Annotated in this window: 16 protein-coding genes; 14 read left to right on the top strand and 2 right to left on the bottom strand. The window is 66.5% G+C overall.

Annotated features, from left to right (window positions below; all coding sequences use genetic code 11):
• Nucleotides 1-18 precede the first annotated feature (18 nt).
• The 8 genes from NTY77_01045 (at nt 19) to NTY77_01080 (ending at nt 6,193) form a co-directional block, all read left to right on the top strand.
• Complete coding sequence (locus NTY77_01045; protein MCX5794065.1) at nt 19-798, top strand: hypothetical protein; 780 nt, start codon at nt 19-21, stop codon at nt 796-798.
• A 214-nt stretch (nt 799-1,012) separates the two neighbouring features.
• Nucleotides 1,013-1,324 carry a co-chaperone GroES gene (locus NTY77_01050; protein ID MCX5794066.1) on the top strand — a complete coding sequence of 104 codons (312 nt, stop codon included), beginning with the start codon at nt 1,013-1,015 and terminating at the stop codon, nt 1,322-1,324.
• A gap of 41 nt (nt 1,325-1,365) precedes the next feature.
• Nucleotides 1,366-2,991: a chaperonin GroEL gene (groL, locus tag NTY77_01055; GenBank protein MCX5794067.1), complete on the top strand. Its 1,626-nt coding sequence runs from the start codon at nt 1,366-1,368 to the stop codon at nt 2,989-2,991.
• 132 nt (nt 2,992-3,123) lie between these two features.
• A complete protein-coding gene (locus NTY77_01060) occupies nt 3,124-3,801 on the top strand; it encodes a YggS family pyridoxal phosphate-dependent enzyme (protein MCX5794068.1) in 678 nt (225 codons plus the stop codon).
• A 24-nt stretch (nt 3,802-3,825) separates the two neighbouring features.
• Nucleotides 3,826-4,089, top strand: a complete 264-nt coding sequence (locus tag NTY77_01065; GenBank protein MCX5794069.1) for a DUF167 domain-containing protein — start codon at nt 3,826-3,828, stop codon at nt 4,087-4,089.
• Between the two features lie 103 nt (nt 4,090-4,192).
• The gene (mtnA, locus tag NTY77_01070; protein ID MCX5794070.1) at nt 4,193-5,218 is read left to right on the top strand and encodes an S-methyl-5-thioribose-1-phosphate isomerase; all 1,026 of its coding nucleotides are present in this window, start codon (nt 4,193-4,195) and stop codon (nt 5,216-5,218) included.
• 4 nt (nt 5,219-5,222) lie between these two features.
• Nucleotides 5,223-5,585: a divalent-cation tolerance protein CutA gene (locus NTY77_01075; protein ID MCX5794071.1), complete on the top strand. Its 363-nt coding sequence runs from the start codon at nt 5,223-5,225 to the stop codon at nt 5,583-5,585.
• Nucleotides 5,585-6,193, top strand: coding sequence for a Maf family protein (locus NTY77_01080; GenBank protein MCX5794072.1), 609 nt, complete (start codon nt 5,585-5,587; stop codon nt 6,191-6,193). Before NTY77_01075 ends, NTY77_01080 begins: the two co-directional genes overlap by 1 nt.
• Here NTY77_01080 and NTY77_01085 read toward each other — a convergent pair.
• Entirely contained in the window at nt 6,154-7,557 is a 1,404-nt protein-coding gene (locus NTY77_01085) for a HAMP domain-containing sensor histidine kinase (GenBank protein ID MCX5794073.1), read from the bottom strand. The genes NTY77_01080 and NTY77_01085 overlap by 40 nt on opposite strands.
• A 120-nt stretch (nt 7,558-7,677) precedes the next feature.
• Here NTY77_01085 and NTY77_01090 point away from each other — a divergent pair, with 120 nt between their 5' ends.
• The 3 genes from NTY77_01090 to NTY77_01100 are packed head-to-tail and all read left to right on the top strand — an operon-like array spanning nt 7,678 to nt 9,910.
• Nucleotides 7,678-8,190, top strand: a complete 513-nt coding sequence (locus NTY77_01090) for a hypothetical protein (protein MCX5794074.1) — start codon at nt 7,678-7,680, stop codon at nt 8,188-8,190.
• A gap of 11 nt (nt 8,191-8,201) precedes the next feature.
• Nucleotides 8,202-9,488, top strand: coding sequence for a Yip1 family protein (locus tag NTY77_01095; GenBank protein ID MCX5794075.1), 1,287 nt, complete (start codon nt 8,202-8,204; stop codon nt 9,486-9,488).
• Between the two features lie 11 nt (nt 9,489-9,499).
• Nucleotides 9,500-9,910: a 6-carboxytetrahydropterin synthase gene (locus NTY77_01100; GenBank protein MCX5794076.1), complete on the top strand. Its 411-nt coding sequence runs from the start codon at nt 9,500-9,502 to the stop codon at nt 9,908-9,910.
• A 6-nt stretch (nt 9,911-9,916) separates the two neighbouring features.
• Here the strand turns inward: NTY77_01100 and NTY77_01105 are convergent, their stop codons facing one another.
• Nucleotides 9,917-11,170 (bottom strand): family 1 glycosylhydrolase, encoded by a 1,254-nt coding sequence (locus tag NTY77_01105; GenBank protein ID MCX5794077.1) that lies wholly within the window; start codon nt 11,168-11,170, stop codon nt 9,917-9,919.
• Between the two features lie 37 nt (nt 11,171-11,207).
• Between NTY77_01105 and trxB the strand changes: the two genes are divergently transcribed.
• Genes trxB through lpdA form a run of 3 tightly spaced genes read left to right on the top strand, consistent with a single transcriptional unit; the run spans nt 11,208 to nt 14,444 of the window.
• Nucleotides 11,208-12,134: a thioredoxin-disulfide reductase gene (gene trxB, locus NTY77_01110; GenBank protein ID MCX5794078.1), complete on the top strand. Its 927-nt coding sequence runs from the start codon at nt 11,208-11,210 to the stop codon at nt 12,132-12,134.
• Entirely contained in the window at nt 12,127-13,026 is a 900-nt protein-coding gene (gene lipA / locus NTY77_01115; protein MCX5794079.1) for a lipoyl synthase, read from the top strand. The genes trxB and lipA overlap by 8 nt, the downstream gene beginning before the upstream one ends.
• 17 nt (nt 13,027-13,043) lie before the next feature.
• Nucleotides 13,044-14,444 carry a dihydrolipoyl dehydrogenase gene (gene lpdA / locus NTY77_01120; protein ID MCX5794080.1) on the top strand — a complete coding sequence of 467 codons (1,401 nt, stop codon included), beginning with the start codon at nt 13,044-13,046 and terminating at the stop codon, nt 14,442-14,444.
• Nucleotides 14,445-14,464 lie beyond the last annotated feature (20 nt).

The raw sequence follows: 14,464 nt of genomic DNA on the forward strand, positions 1-14,464 counted from the left end.
ACGGTATGCTTTGGGCGTATGGCCGAAGCGGACCCCTACCAGGTTTGGCTCGATGATTACAAGCGCGAGATCGATGCCTTAGCCGCCAAGCCCCTCGCGCCCAGCCGGGAAGCGGGCCGCCGCGCCCAGGCCGCATTCTCTTCCTGGTGGCAGTCAGAATTGGGATCTCCTGCGGCGCCGCCGATCGCGGAGCCGGCCGCCCCGCCCGGACCGGGATCCTTCGACCGCTTCGAAGCCATGGCCCAGGAGAAGGCTTCTTTGAAGTCGGAACTCGGACTGGCCAGACAGGAGAACGGACAACTGCGCCAGCGTCAAGAGGAATCGCGGGCGGCCCGGGAGGAGTTGGAAGCCGAGCTCCTGCGCCTGAAGGACACCCATGACCGCGCCCTGGCGAGCCTCCAGGAGAAGGTCCGCCTTCTGGAAGACCGTATCCAGGCGCAGCGCCGGGACAAGGCCAACGCGGAGAAGGCGTTCGAGCGCTTGGAGGTCCGCGGCCAGGCTCTGGACGCGGACCTGCGCCAAGCCGCGACGGAGAGCGCCGCGGCCGAGCGGGACGCTCTGGAGGCGCGCCGCCACCTCGCAGAAGCAGAACCCGAGTTGCAGCGCCTCAAGCAGGAATGGGCCGCCGCGCAGGCGACGATCACGGAGCTGCGGCGCCAAGCCTCGTCCTATCAGGAGCGGGTGGTCGATTTCCAGGAGCACACCGGCTCCGACTTGGCGCTGCTGCGACAGGAGCTGCGCGAATTCCTCATCAAGGTCAAGCGGCTCATCGACGAGGCTGCAGGCAGGCAGACCTAGAATCCCTTTCGCGACGCAGCGCGTCGCGAAACCGGCCGGCCCCCATCTGAGGGGGGCCGGCCGTTCCGTTGGGGGATGGCCTTCCTTTATAATTAGCACTCCAACAAACCGATTGACAGCTTTGGCAGTGTCATGCTAAAATAGCAGACGACAACGCCGAGTGCTAGTTATGACACTCGCCGATCAACAGACTGATATCCGGAGGTAACGCAACATGGCCGAAGCGACGCTGAGCAAAGTAAAGATCCAGCCCTTGGGCGACCGCGTGCTGGTCAAGCCGGTCGAAGCGAAGGAAATCAAACGGGGGGGAATCATCATCCCCGACACCGCCAAGGAAAAGCCCCAGGAAGGAGAGGTGGTCGCGGTGGGTAAAGGCAAGATGACCGAGGAAGGCAAGGTCCTGCCCATGGACGTCAAGCCCGGCGACCGCATCCTTTACGGCAAATACTCGGGCAACGAGATCAAGATCGACGATGTCGAACACCTGATCATGCATCAGGACGACATCCTCGGCATCCTCAAGTAGCTATCCTAATTATATAGGCAAGAAGAGAGGGAAACACCAACATGGCAAAACAAATCGCTTACTCGGATGAGGCGCGCAGGCACCTCAAAAACGGCGTGGAGAAGCTGGCCAACGCCACCAAGATCACCCTCGGCCCCCGCGGCCGCTCCGTGATCCTGGAGAAGAAATTCGGCTCCCCGTCCGTTCTGGACGACGGCGTCACCATCGCCAAGGACATCGAACTGGAGAATCCCTTCGAGAACATGGGCGCCCAGCTCGCCCGCGAAGTCGCCTCCAAGACCAACGACGTGGCCGGCGACGGCACCACCACAGCCATCGTCCTGACGCAGTCCCTGCTGGTCGAGGGCATCAAGAACATCACGGCCGGCGCCAACGCCAAGGCCATCGAGCGGGGCATGCACAAGGCCCTCGAGATGGTGGTCAAGGAGCTCAAGAAGAACACCAAGCCGGTCAAGACCAAGGAAGAGAAGGCCCAGGTGGCCACCATCTCCTCCAACGACCGGGTCATCGGCGACCTCATCGCCCAGGCCATGGAGAAGGTCGGGCACGAGGGCCTCATCACCGTCGAGGAAGGCAAGTCCGCCGAGACCACCCTCGAAGTGGTGGAAGGCATGCAGTTCGACCGGGGCTACATCTCGCCCTACTTCATCACCGACTCCGAGCGCATGGAGACGGTCCTGGAGAACCCGGCCATCCTCATCTCAGACAAGAAGGTGTCCTCCATGCAGGACCTCCTGCCCATCCTCGAGAAGGTCGTGCAGTCCGGGAAGGCCTTCGTGCTCATCGCCGAGGACGTGGACGGCGAGGCCCTGGCCACCCTCGTGGTCAACAAGCTGCGCGGGACCATCAAGGCCGTGGCCGTTAAGGCCCCGGGCTTCGGCGACCGGCGCAAGGAGATGCTCCAGGACATCGCGGTCCTGACCAACGGCCAGGTCATCAGCGAGGAACTCGGCCACAAGCTCGAGAAGATCGGCATGGACATGCTGGGCTCGGCCAAGCGCGTGGTCATCGACAAGGAGAACACCACCATCATCAACGGCGGCGGCGACAAGTCCGAGATCAAGAAGCGCGCCGAGTCCATCCGCAAGCAGATCGAGGAGACCACCTCCGACTATGACAAGGAGAAGCTCCAGGAGCGGCTGGCCAAGCTCTCCGGCGGCGTGGCGGTCATCAACGTCGGAGCGGCCACCGAGACCGAGATGAAGGCCAAGAAGGCCAAGGTCGAGGACGCCTCCAACGCGACTCGCGCGGGCGTGGAAGAAGGAATGATCGCCGGCGGTGGCGTGGCGCTCCTGCGCGCGGCCTCGGTCCTGGACAAGTTCGCGGGCGTAGACGACGACGAGACCACGGGCGGAGAGATCGTGCGCCGGGCCCTGCAATCCCCCATCCGCCAGATCGCGGAGAATTCCGGCCTGGAGGGCTCCGTGGTGGTACAGAAGGTCCTCACCTCGACCCAGAACGTCGGGCTCAACGCCGACAACGGGGAGTACGTGGACCTCTTCAAGGCCGGGATCGTCGACCCCCTCAAGGTCACGCGCACGGCCCTGGAGAACGCGGTATCCTTGGTCGGGACCATCCTGACCACCGAAGTCCTGGTCGCGGACATCCCGGAGAAGAAGGAATCCATGCCGGGAGGCCCCCACGGCCACGGCGGTGACATGTACTAAGCCGCACCAGGCCGGCGCCGTCAGCCGGCCTTGCGTCCGCGCCCCCGGTCCGACAGGACCGGGGGCGCCTCATTCCCGGTCTCCGCCCCGATCGTTTTTCCAGGACGATTCTGTGGTATAATATACATCTCGTTGATCCTTGACAACTTAACCAAAATACGCTACAGCATCCACGCCGCGGCGCAAAGGTCCGGCCGAGACCCAGGCCGAGTAGGCCTTGTGGTCGTGACCAAGTACGCGACCACGCAGCAGGTCCGCGAGGTCATCGCCTCCGGCATGGTTTCCGAGATCGGCGAGAGCAGGGTCCAGACCGCCGAGGCGAAGCGTTGCGAACTGGGAGAGCTTGCGGAGCGGGTCCGCTGGCGGCTCATCGGGCATCTGCAGACCAACAAGGCCCGCAAGGCCGCGCAGGTCTTCGACGCCGTGGATTCGGTGGACAGCCCGCATGTGGCGCAAGCCCTGGAGAAGGCCTTGGCCCCGGCTGGGAAGACCTTGCCGGTCTTGGTGCAGGTCAAGCTCACGGACCGCGACACCCAAGGGGGGGTCGCCCCGGAAGCCCTGGAGAGCCTCCTGCAAGAGCTCAGAGCGTATCCGCATCTGGAAGTCCGCGGCCTGATGACCATCGCGCCGCAGGCGGGGACTCCGGAGGATGTCCGGCCGCATTTCCGGCGCATGCGCGGTTGGTTCGACAGATTTTTCGCAGGCCGGCCCGAGGCGCAGTTGTCCATGGGCATGAGTAGCGATTACGAAGTGGCCGTAGAGGAAGGTTCCACGCTAGTCCGGTTGGGTTCGGTCGTTTTCGGTCAATAGACCATCGTAGAGGGAGGGTACTGCATGATCGTCAAAGTCCGTGTCATCCCAAACGCAGAGGACAACGAGGTGGTCAGCCGCATCGGGAGCGTTCTTCGGGTGAAGGTCACGGCCCCGGCCATAGACGAGAAGGCGAACGCGACGCTCAAGAATTACCTGGCTGAGTTCTTCGAAGTCCCGTCCCGGCGGGTCAACATCCTGCGCGGCGCCAACGGCCGCGAGAAGACCGTGGAGATCGTGGGCCGGACCGAAGAGCAGCTCAAACGGGTGATGGAGTCCATCCCGTAAGCGCGCCCGCGCTCACGAGATAGCGATTCGATAGACACCCGCGCGCATGGGGCCGCAGGCCCCTGCCGCGGGTGTCTTCGTTTTTGCTATAAATGAAAACACCATGAAGCCATTCCCGGTGCAGGACCCCATCGCGCACATCGCCTGGAAAGGCGACCGCCTGCTCGTCCTCGACCAGAGGCACCTGCCTCGCCGCATCCGCTATGTGACCTGCCGCACGGCGGACGAAGTCGCCCGAGCCATCCGCTCCATGGTCCTGCGCGGGGCGCCCCTGATCGGGGTCGCCGCCGCCTACGGGATGGTCTTGTCCGCGCGGCGGGGCAGCGCGGCGCTCAGGCGCGCGGGACGGCTCTTGCGCCGCGCCCGGCCCACGGCCGTCAACCTCATGCACGGGATCGACGCCATGCTCGCCGCCGGCGAGGGCGTCGCCGAGCATCGTCTGGCACCCGTCTTGGAGGAAGCGGCCGTCGCCTTCCACCGCGAGGACATCGCGGGCAACCGGCGCATGGCCGTCCTGGGAGCTTCCTTGCTCAAGAGGGGCTCCCGCATCATCACCCACTGCAACGCCGGGGCCCTGGCCACCGCGGGGCTGGGCACCGCGGTCGGCGTCATCCGCTACGCGCATCACTTGGGCAAAGTCTCCCAGGTCTATCCATGCGAGACCCGGCCCTACCTCCAGGGTAGCCGCCTCACCTTGTGGGAGCTCATGCAGTCGCGCGTGCCCGCCGCCCTCATCACCGACAACATGGCCGCGCACGTCATGAAGACCTGCGGCATCGACGCCGTGATCGTGGGCTCGGACCGCATCGCGGCCAACGCAGACGTGTGCAACAAGATCGGGACCTACGGCCTGGCCATACTGGCCCGACATCACGGCATCCCGTTCTACGTGGTGGCGCCCACCACCACCGTGGACCTGGCCACGCCGGACGGCTCGCGCATCCCCATCGAGGAGAGGAGCGCCGCCGAGGTCCTCAAGATCTTCGGCCACCCCATCGCACCCCGGGGAGCCCAGGCCCGCCATTTCGCTTTCGACGTGACCCCGCACCAGTTGGTCACCGCCATCGTCACGGAGCGGGGCATCGTGAGCCCGGCCAACGGGCGCAACCTCAAGCAAGTGGTAGGATAAGCCCATGCCAGAAGCCTCCCAGTTCCGAGTCCTATTCGTGACCGTGCCCGACGCCAAGCTGGCCGACGTCATCGCGGGCGGCTTGGTGGACCGTAAATTGGCGGCTTGCGTCAACATCATCCCCGGCGTCACATCCGTCTACCGGTGGGAAGACAAGATCCAGAAGGACTCCGAGGTGCTACTGCTCATCAAGACCCGGACCGGAGCCCTCGATGAAGTGACGCAGTTCATCAAGGAGAAGCACACGGCCGAGGTCCCGGAGATCATCAGCCTCCCGATCACCGAGGGCAACCCATCCTATCTGGAATGGCTCGGGGCCAATACGATCTTCACCCGCAAGGTGGAAGACACCCCGTTCCCCTATTAGTGCACGGCTTGAAGGGCGCCACCCTCATCCTCGCCTCCGCCTCCCCGCGCCGCCGCGTCCTGCTGCGGCGGCTGCGCCTGCCGTTCCGCATCCTGCCCAGCCATGTCAGCGAGGAGACCCGCGAGAAGAATCCGCGCCTCCTGGTCGTCGAACTGGCCCTGCGCAAGGCTCGCGACGTAGCCCGCCGCCATCCTGAGGCCAGGGTCCTGGGCGCAGACACCATCGTGGTCTGCCGGGGCGAGATCATCGGCAAGCCCCTGGACATGGCCGATGCTCGGCGCATCCTGGAACTCCTCAACGGCCGTTGGCAGGAGGTCTACACCGGGGTAGCCGTTGTCTGGGAGGGGGGACAGAGGTCCTTGTCCCGGGCCGTGAAGAGCCGGGTCCTGGCACGGCGCCTGAGCTCAGCGCAGCTCTCGCGTCTGGCGGGCAAGCATCACGACAAGGCCGGCGCCTACGCGGTGCAGGACCAGGACGATCCGTTCATCGAACGCATCGAAGGCGACTACGGCAACGTGGTGGGGTTGCCTCTCGACGCAACCCGCAGACTGTTGGAGAGGTCCGGCGCCTACGCCGACTTGCCCTTGGCCAGAGGCAGGCTGAAGTAGAAACGGGCGCCGTGGGGAGAGGCGTCCTCGACCCCGATCGTGCCGCCGTGCCGCTGGACCGCCTTGAGGCAGAGCGCCAGCCCCAGGCCCACGTTGCCCACGTGGCGCTTCATGTCCTTCTGGAAGAACTTCTTGAAGATCTCCGGCCGCGCTTCCGGCGGGATCCCCGGGCCCCCGTCCGAGACCTCCACCCGCCCCTGACCGTCCTGGACCCGCACGGAGATGGTGATCGCGCCATGGGCCGGGGTATGCTCGACCGCGTTGTGCACCAGGTTGTCGAGCACCCGGCGCAGGAGGGCCGCGTCGCCTAGGGCCACGGCTCTGGTCCCGGCGGGGATGTCGACGACGAGTTTCTGCTTGCGGTCCGCCGTGATCAGTCCAAAATCCTTCCCGGCCACGGCGGCCATGGCCGCCAGGTCCACGGGCTGCTGCTCGCGCAGACCCTCGACCTCCTCCATGCGCGCCAGTTGCAGGACGTCATCGACCATGCGCCGCAGCCGGTCGGTGGACATGTCCAGAAGCTCTAGCGTGCGTTTGCAGCCCGCCCCCGCCTTGGACTCCGCGAGCTGCTCTTGAAGCAGAGTGACGCCGGAGCGCACCACGGTCAACGGGGTCTTGAGGTCGTGCACGAGCATCGCCGATAGCTCGCGCTTCTCCAGTTCCAGCTCGCGCCGCCGCCGCGTCTCCTCCTTGAGGATGCCCCCGAGGCGGTTGAAGGCGGCCACCAGGCGAGCGGCCTCGTCGCCCGCGTCGTCCACGCGCAGGGGCCGGAACCGCTCGGGGTCCTTGGGCAGAGCCTCGAAGCGGGGCACCAGCCGTTCGATGCGCCAGCCGAACCACGCGCCCATGAGCCAAGCCGTGATGGTGACGCCCAACAGGGCCGTCACGCCCCCCTGTACGGCGCTCGCACCGATGGCGGCTAGGCGGCTTTCCAAATCGGCGGTATGGAACCCCAACAGGACCGTACCCGGCCCGCGGGCCCCTAGCGGCACCCCCGTCTGCACGTCATAGATCCCGTCCGGGACCAGGCGGATGGGGACACCAGGATGCGGTTGGCGGGACAGCCAGCGGGGGTCATCCACGCGGCGCAGCACAGGCCGGCCCCGTCGGTCCCTCACCTCGACGGCCGCGATGCCGGCCTGCCGGATCATGGCCGCCAAGTCGCCGTCGAGCTCGTGGTAGCGGCCGGCCCGCGCCTGCGCGGAGACCAGCGCCCGCACGGCCACCAAGGTGTCATCCGCCATGTTCTCGGCTCGGGAATAGGCCTCCCGGCGGATGACGCGGACATGGTAGGTCAGCAGACCGGCCGTGATGGCCAGACCGAACAACGAGAAAACCAGAGCGAGACGGACGCTCAGCCGCATGACAATTCCAGGGACACCATACCTAATTCAGGCATAAGCATAAGACGATTTAGGAATTAAGTATGGTGTCCCACATCTTGCGCCGTTTCAAGTCTACTTCTTTTTTCCTATACTTTGCATGTGGACGCCCCTTCCAGCGCCGCGTCCTGGGCGCTGCTCTTCGCCCGGCTCTGGTTCATCCTGCGGACCTTGGCCGTTCGCGGACGGTTCCTGACGGGCAAGGCCAGCTTCGTCCGGACGCATGTGCGCCAGACCTCCAGCGCCTTGGCCGAGGTCTACGACCGCCGGGGCCATCCCCTGGGGACCCGAAGGCTCGCTCACCACAGGCTGGAGACCGACCCGCCCCGCACAGGGATGCAAGGCTGGAGCCTTTTCGCGGCGCAGGCCGGGCCGGCCGCCTTTCCCGCGCTGCCGCCCCTCGTGAGACTCGTCTGCGGCTTCTGCGGCCATCTCTACTTCATCGAGATCCGGAGCCCAGAGGCGTCCGGAGGGGATGCTCCCCCGGGGCCCGCCTCCTACAGCGCGGCTTGGTTCTCCTTCATGGATCGCTCTTGCCAGGGAGTGCCCGCGCTGGATTGTCCGCATTGCGAACAATCCAGCGCCCCGGGTGTCCAATTCCTGACCGGGGCCTGAGGGGAGAACGCATGGACGAGAGCCGACCGGTGCAGAGCCAGCCCGCGGCCCGAGAGCCCTACGGCTTGGGCCGCATGCTCGAGGACACGGTCTCCTCCCTGTTCCAGGCGGGCGACGTCTTCGCCGACCTCGCTGGGAAGCCGGCGCCGTCCTACGAGGTCATGATCCCGAATCTGCTGGTCTTCTGCGCGGCCGTCTGCGCCGCGACCCTCCTGCGCGCCTGCGTCGCCACGCCGGGCCTGCTGTACGCTTCCCCGTCCACGATGGCCATCGCGGCCGCAGGCGGATTGATCCTCGCCGTGCCCCTGAGCTTCCTGACGGCGGGAGTGCTCCATGCGTTCATGCTGCTCTCGGGAGGAGAAGGGGATTACCAACGCAGCTATCAAGCGTCCTCCATGTTTTCCATCCTGATCGCGCTGCAGGCCCTGCTGAATTGGTTCGACTGGGTCTGGATGTTGCCGGCGCTGCTGGCGGCCTACATGGGAACCGCCGCCGCTCGGACCTTGCATCGCGCGCCGGCCCTGCGCGCCGGCGTCGTATTCTGCCTGGTGGCGGCCTTCGGCATCGTGGGGCAATGGGCGGTGCGCGAGCAGGTCTCCCGCTGGTCCCAGACCGCGCGAGCGATGCAGACTACGGCCACGGCCGTCCAGGACCTCAGCATCCAGCTCCAGCGGATGCAGCAGATGTCCGCGCCGCAGGAGCCGGGGATTGGCGGGACCGGCCGCGGGGCTCCGGAGGCGCTGGGAACGGGGCCGGGGCCGGCGGCGCCGCAGAACTCCCCTCAACCGATTGGGCTGTCCAGCCTGGAACTTCTCTCCCCGCCCCAGGGCGACAACCAGTCGGACCTCCCGGCCCAGCTCCAGGCCCAGGCTCAAGCCCAGACTAGAACGATCCAGCAGACCACCACGGATCTTCTGGCCCCAATAATGGGCATGCTGAAGAACCCGGCTTTGACCAGGGGCATGCCGCCGGAGCAGGCCAAGCAGATCGGCGCTATCACCGACATGCTGGTCCAGATGCAGAAGGACATGGCTGGAGGAAAGACCATCACCCCCGAAGAGCGCTCGGCCATGATGGCCCGGTTCCAGGGCACCATGATGCAGATGATGACTCAGATGCAGCAGCAGGGGCCGCTGCCGCGCAGAGGCCGAATACTTGAACCGGCCCGGAAGACCGCCAAGCCCAGCCGGACCCCTCCCGCGCCAAGACCGGACGCCGGCAACCCGACCAAGAGCGGCGCGGGCGGCCCCCAGCAGGAGCCGGCGTCTCGGGAGTCTCCGGAGAAGACTCCCGAGTGAATATGGCGTCAGTGAAATCCCACTGCGTGACGAAAGTCATCCATTTCTGCTACGGCCACCGGCTGCTGGAGCACCGCGGCAAGTGCCGCCACTTGCATGGTCACAACGGCGTCCTTGAGGTCACCTTGCGGCGAAGAAGGCTCGACCGGCTAGGGATGGTCGTGGACTTCGAAAGGATCAAGTCCGCCGTGGCGGATTGGGTCAAAGCCAACTTGGATCACAAGATGCTGCTGAACTCCCGCGATCCGCTGGTCCGGGCCCTGCGCGCGCTGGGCGAGCCCGTGATGACCATCCGGGGCAATCCCACGGCGGAGAACATCGCGCGCCTCGTCTACTCCCGGGCCCGCAGCCGCAAGCTCCCGGTGCTCAGCGTACGGCTCTGGGAGAGCCGCGACTCCTCGGCGCTCTATCCGGGAGCCTGAGCGGCCTCAGCCTTCGAACCAGCCCCGCCGCGCGGTCTCGGCGAGGAATGCCGCTCCCGGTTTGAGACGGCGCGCCCGATCGCAGAGGCCGAAGCGGTGGCGGTAGGTGCCCCACTCGTAGTTGTCCATGAGGGTCCAGTGCAGGTAGCCCCGCAGGTCCGCGCCCTGCGCCGCGGCCTGCGCCAGGCTCGCCAGATGCGCACGCAGGAAGCTCTCCCGGTCCGCGCCGGATTCATCGGCCACGCCGTTCTCGGTGACCCATAGGGGCTTGCCGTACTCCTTCCAGAGCTTCAGCGCCACGGCCCCCAGCCCTTCCGGGACGATCTCCCAGCCCGTCCCGCCGCGCGGCCGGTCTCCCCGTCGGCCGCCCAGGAGGCGGAACAGGGGCCGGGTCAGAGCGGCCTCGACCTCGGCGAACCCGGGCAGAGCCCCGGCCGGCAGGCCCGGCAGGCGGCCCCGCGCCACGAAGATGCGGGTGTAGTAGTTGAGTCCCAGGAAGTCCAGACAGTCCTTGGTGCCGTCTAAGAAGTCGCGGTGCATGAATCGGTCCCAGCGCTCGACCGCCGCCTCGTCGCCCGGCCGGGCCGGCTCCAAGGCGCTGACATGGTGGGCCACTCCGACCCGGGCCTCCGGGCACAGCCGATGGATGAGGCGGTAGCATTCATTATGCGTCCTCGCGAAGCTGGGCACCAGCAACGGCGTGAACTCACGCTCCGGCCGCCAGATCATGCGCCGGCCCGGGGGGAAGTGACCCACGCCGTAGGCGAAGAGCAAGTAGACCATGGGCTCGTTAAAGACCACCCAATCCCTCACTACGCCTCCCAGCGCCGTCACCGCGCGCTCGGCAAAGCGCAGGAACCTCTGGGGCACGGCTTCGTCGAGCCAGCCGCGAGGATGCCTCTTGAGCAGCCAAGCGGGCTCGGAGAAATGGTGCAGAGTGACGATGGGCCGGATGCCGGCGCCGACCAAGCGCTGGGCCCATTGCGCATAGCGGGCCAGGGCCCCATCGTCGAAGCGGCCCGGCTCGGGCTGGACGCGGGACCATTCCAGGGAGAAACGATAGGCGGTGAGGTTGAGCTCCTGCAGGAGGCGAAAGTCCTCGGCGAAGAGCTCCCAGGAGCGCGCGGCCTCGGCCGAGCGTTCCCAGCCTCGTCTCGCCTCCCAGTCCCAAAGCGCCGAGTCCTTGTTGCCGCCCTCGTTCTGATAGGAGGAGGTGGAGGCCCCCCAAAGGAATCCTTTCGGAAATGTTATAATGGCCACGCTTTCTCCGTCTGAGAAACGCCGGACCAAGCAAATTATGGCTTATTCCAAAAAGGTTGTCATCATCGGCTCCGGGCCCTCCGCCCATACCGCGGCCATCTACGCGGCCCGCGCCAATCTCGAGCCCTTGGTCTTCGGAGGCGTGGCCATGGGCGGTCAGCTCATGATCACTTCGGACGTGGAGAATTTCCCGGGCTTCGCGGAGCCCGTGGCGGGCCCGGAGCTTATGGAGCGCATGCGCGCTCAGTGCGAGAGACTGGGAGTGCTGATCATCCCGGAGTACGTCTCCAAGGTCGACCTGAGCCGCCGCCCGTTCTCCCTGGAGACCACGGAAGGGGTCACCGCCTCCGCCGCGGCGCTCATCATCGCGACAGGAGCCAAAGCCAAGCTGCTGGGCCTGGAATCCGAAGGCAAGCTGATGGGTCACGGGGTCTCGGCCTGCGCCACCTGCGACGGATTCTTCTTCAAGGGCAAGGAGATCGCCGTGGTCGGAGGCGGAGACACCGCAGTCGAGGAAGCGACCTTCCTGACCAGGTTCGCCACCAAGGTGACGGTGATCCATCGCCGCAACGCCCTGCGCGCCTCGGCGGTGATGATCCAGCGCGCCGAGCGCAACCCGAAGATCGCGTTCCTCTGGGACTCGGTGGTGACCGAGGTCTTGGGCCAGGATTCGGTCACGGGCGTGCGAGTCCGCAACGTGAAGACCGACTCGGTCAGAGAATTCGCCTGCCAGGGCCTGTTCGTGGCCATCGGGCACTCCCCGACCACGGACTTCCTGAGCGGACAACTCAAGACGGACGAGAACGGCTACATCGTGACCGACGGCCGGACCCGCACCTCGGTGGAGGGGGTCTTCGCCGCGGGCGACGTCATGGATTCCCGCTACCGGCAGGCGGTCACGGCCGCGGGCACGGGCTGCATGGCGGCCTTGGAAGCCGAGCGCTTCCTGGCGCAACATGAATGAAGCAGCCCGCAAGCCTCTGCCGTCCTGGCTGAAGGTCTCGGTCCCCTCCGGGGAGAAGGTCGCGCGCATCCGCAAGACCTGCGCCGAGCGCGGCCTCCATACCGTATGCGCCAGCGCCCGCTGTCCGAACCTGGGCGAGTGCTGGGGCGCGGGCACCGCGACTTTCATGATCCTGGGCGGCCATTGCACGCGCGGCTGCCGCTTTTGCTCCGTGCCTTCGGCCGCGCGGCCTGAAGCGCCCAAGCCGAGCGAGCCCGAACTGCTGGCCCAGACCGTGGCCGAGCTGGGGCTGCGCTACGTGGTCTTGACCACGGTCTGCCGCGACGATCTGCCGGACCAGGGCGCTGGGCACATCGCGGCCTGCATCCAGGCGGTCAAAGAGCGGGTGCCCGAAATCCGCGTCGAGATCCTCCTGCAGGATTTCACAGGACAGGAGGCGGCCTTGCGCAAGGTCGTCGCCTCGGTCCCGGACGTGGTCGGGCACAACATCGAGACCGTGGAGCGCCTCACGCCTTCGGTGCGCGACGGGCGCTGCTCCTATCGGCTTTCCCTGCAGACGCTCTCGGCCTTGCGCAAGCTGGCGCCCAAGACGCCCCTGAAGTCCTCGCTCATGCTGGGCCTGGGCGAGGCGGACGAGGAAATCCTGGCCGCCTTGCGCGACCTGCGCGGCGTGGACGTGGACCTGGTCACCATCGGGCAGTACCTCCGGCCCACGGGCATGGGCCGGAATCTTCCGGTGGAGCGCTATGTGGCGCCCGGAGAATTCGCGCGCTGGGCCGAGCGCGCCAAGGAGCTGGGCTTCAAGCACGCATCCTGCGGCCCGTTCGTGCGCAGTTCCTATCACGCGGCGGAGGCCTTTACGGCCAGCCTGCTCAGCGGTAGAATTAGTTAGGAGACCTCTTTATGGCCATGGACACGGAAGTGCTGGTGATCGGCGCGGGACCGGGCGGCTACGTGGCCGCCCTGAAGCTGGGCAAGCTGGGCAAGAAGACCCTGCTGGTGGAAAAGGACCGTCTGGGGGGAGTGTGCCTTAACTGCGGCTGCATCCCATCCAAAGCCATGATCCACATCGCGGGCCAGGTGCACAAGCTGCGCAAGGCCAAGGCCCAGGGTCTGGAAGCTCCGGACCTGCGCCTGACCTGGTCCAAGGTGGTGGACTGGAAGGACCTGATGGGGACAGGCCTGAACCGCGGCATCGCCGCTTTGGAGAAGGGCAACGCTGTGACGGTGCTGGCCGGCACGGCGCGCCTGACCGGCGCCCATCAGGCCGAGGTGGCGACGTCGACCGGGAAGGAGACCGTGTCCTTCCAGCAGGCCATCGTGGTGACGGGCTCGCGTCCGATCTCGATACCAGGCTTCGATTTCGACGCGGACAGGATCTTGAGCTCGAGCGATGCTTTGGCATTGCGCGAGGTCCCGGGGCGGCTCTTGGTCATCGGCGGAGGCATCATCGGGCTGGAGTTGGGCACGGTGTTCGCCAAGCTGGGCTCGCAGGTTACCGTGGTGGAGTTCCTGCCCCAGGTGCTCACGGGAGTGGAGGCGGACCTGGCCGCGCCGGTGACGCGGGGCCTGCAGAGGATGGGGGTCACGGTCTGGACGAGCTCCAAAGCCAGGAGCTTCAAGACCGCGGCGGGCGGGCTGGAGGTCTCGATCGAGACTCCTGAAGGCGACAAGATGGTGGAGACGGACAAGGTCTTGGTCTGCGTGGGCCGGGCGGTCAACAGCAAAGACCTGGGCCTGGAGGCTTTGGGGATCGTCTGCGACCCGAAGGGGCACATCATCGTCAACCAGAACTATCAGACGAAGCAGCCGCACATCTACGCTGTGGGCGATGTGATCGGTCCTCCTTACCTGGCTCACAAGGCCTCTCGCGAAGGGGTGCTCGCAGCGCTGCACATCTCGGGCAAGCCTGTAGAGCCGCGGGGCGCCATCCCGGCGGCCATCTTCACGGATCCCGAGATCGCGGCGGTGGGGGAGACAGAGACCGAAGCGCGGGCTCGCGGGGCCGAGGTGATCACCGGACGCTTCCCGTTCTCGGCTCTGGGCAAGGCCCAGGCGATGCGCGAGACCGAAGGCTTCGTGAAGATCGTGGCGGACAAGTCCTCGCACAAGGTGCTGGGCGGGGCGATCGTGGGGCCGGAGGCCGCGGATCTCATCGGCGAGTTGTGCTTGGCCGTGAAGGTGGGTGCGACCTTGGAGGACCTGGGTTCCACCGTGCATCCGCATCCGACCCTGAGCGAGGCGATCTCCGAGGCCGCCGAGGCCTGTCTGGGCCAGGCCTTGCACATCCTGACTCCGAGCCGAGTGTAGGATGCTGGTCCGTCACCTTG

Source organism: Elusimicrobiota bacterium (genome assembly GCA_026388095.1).
Lineage (GTDB): Bacteria > Elusimicrobiota > Elusimicrobia > UBA1565 > UBA9628 > UBA9628.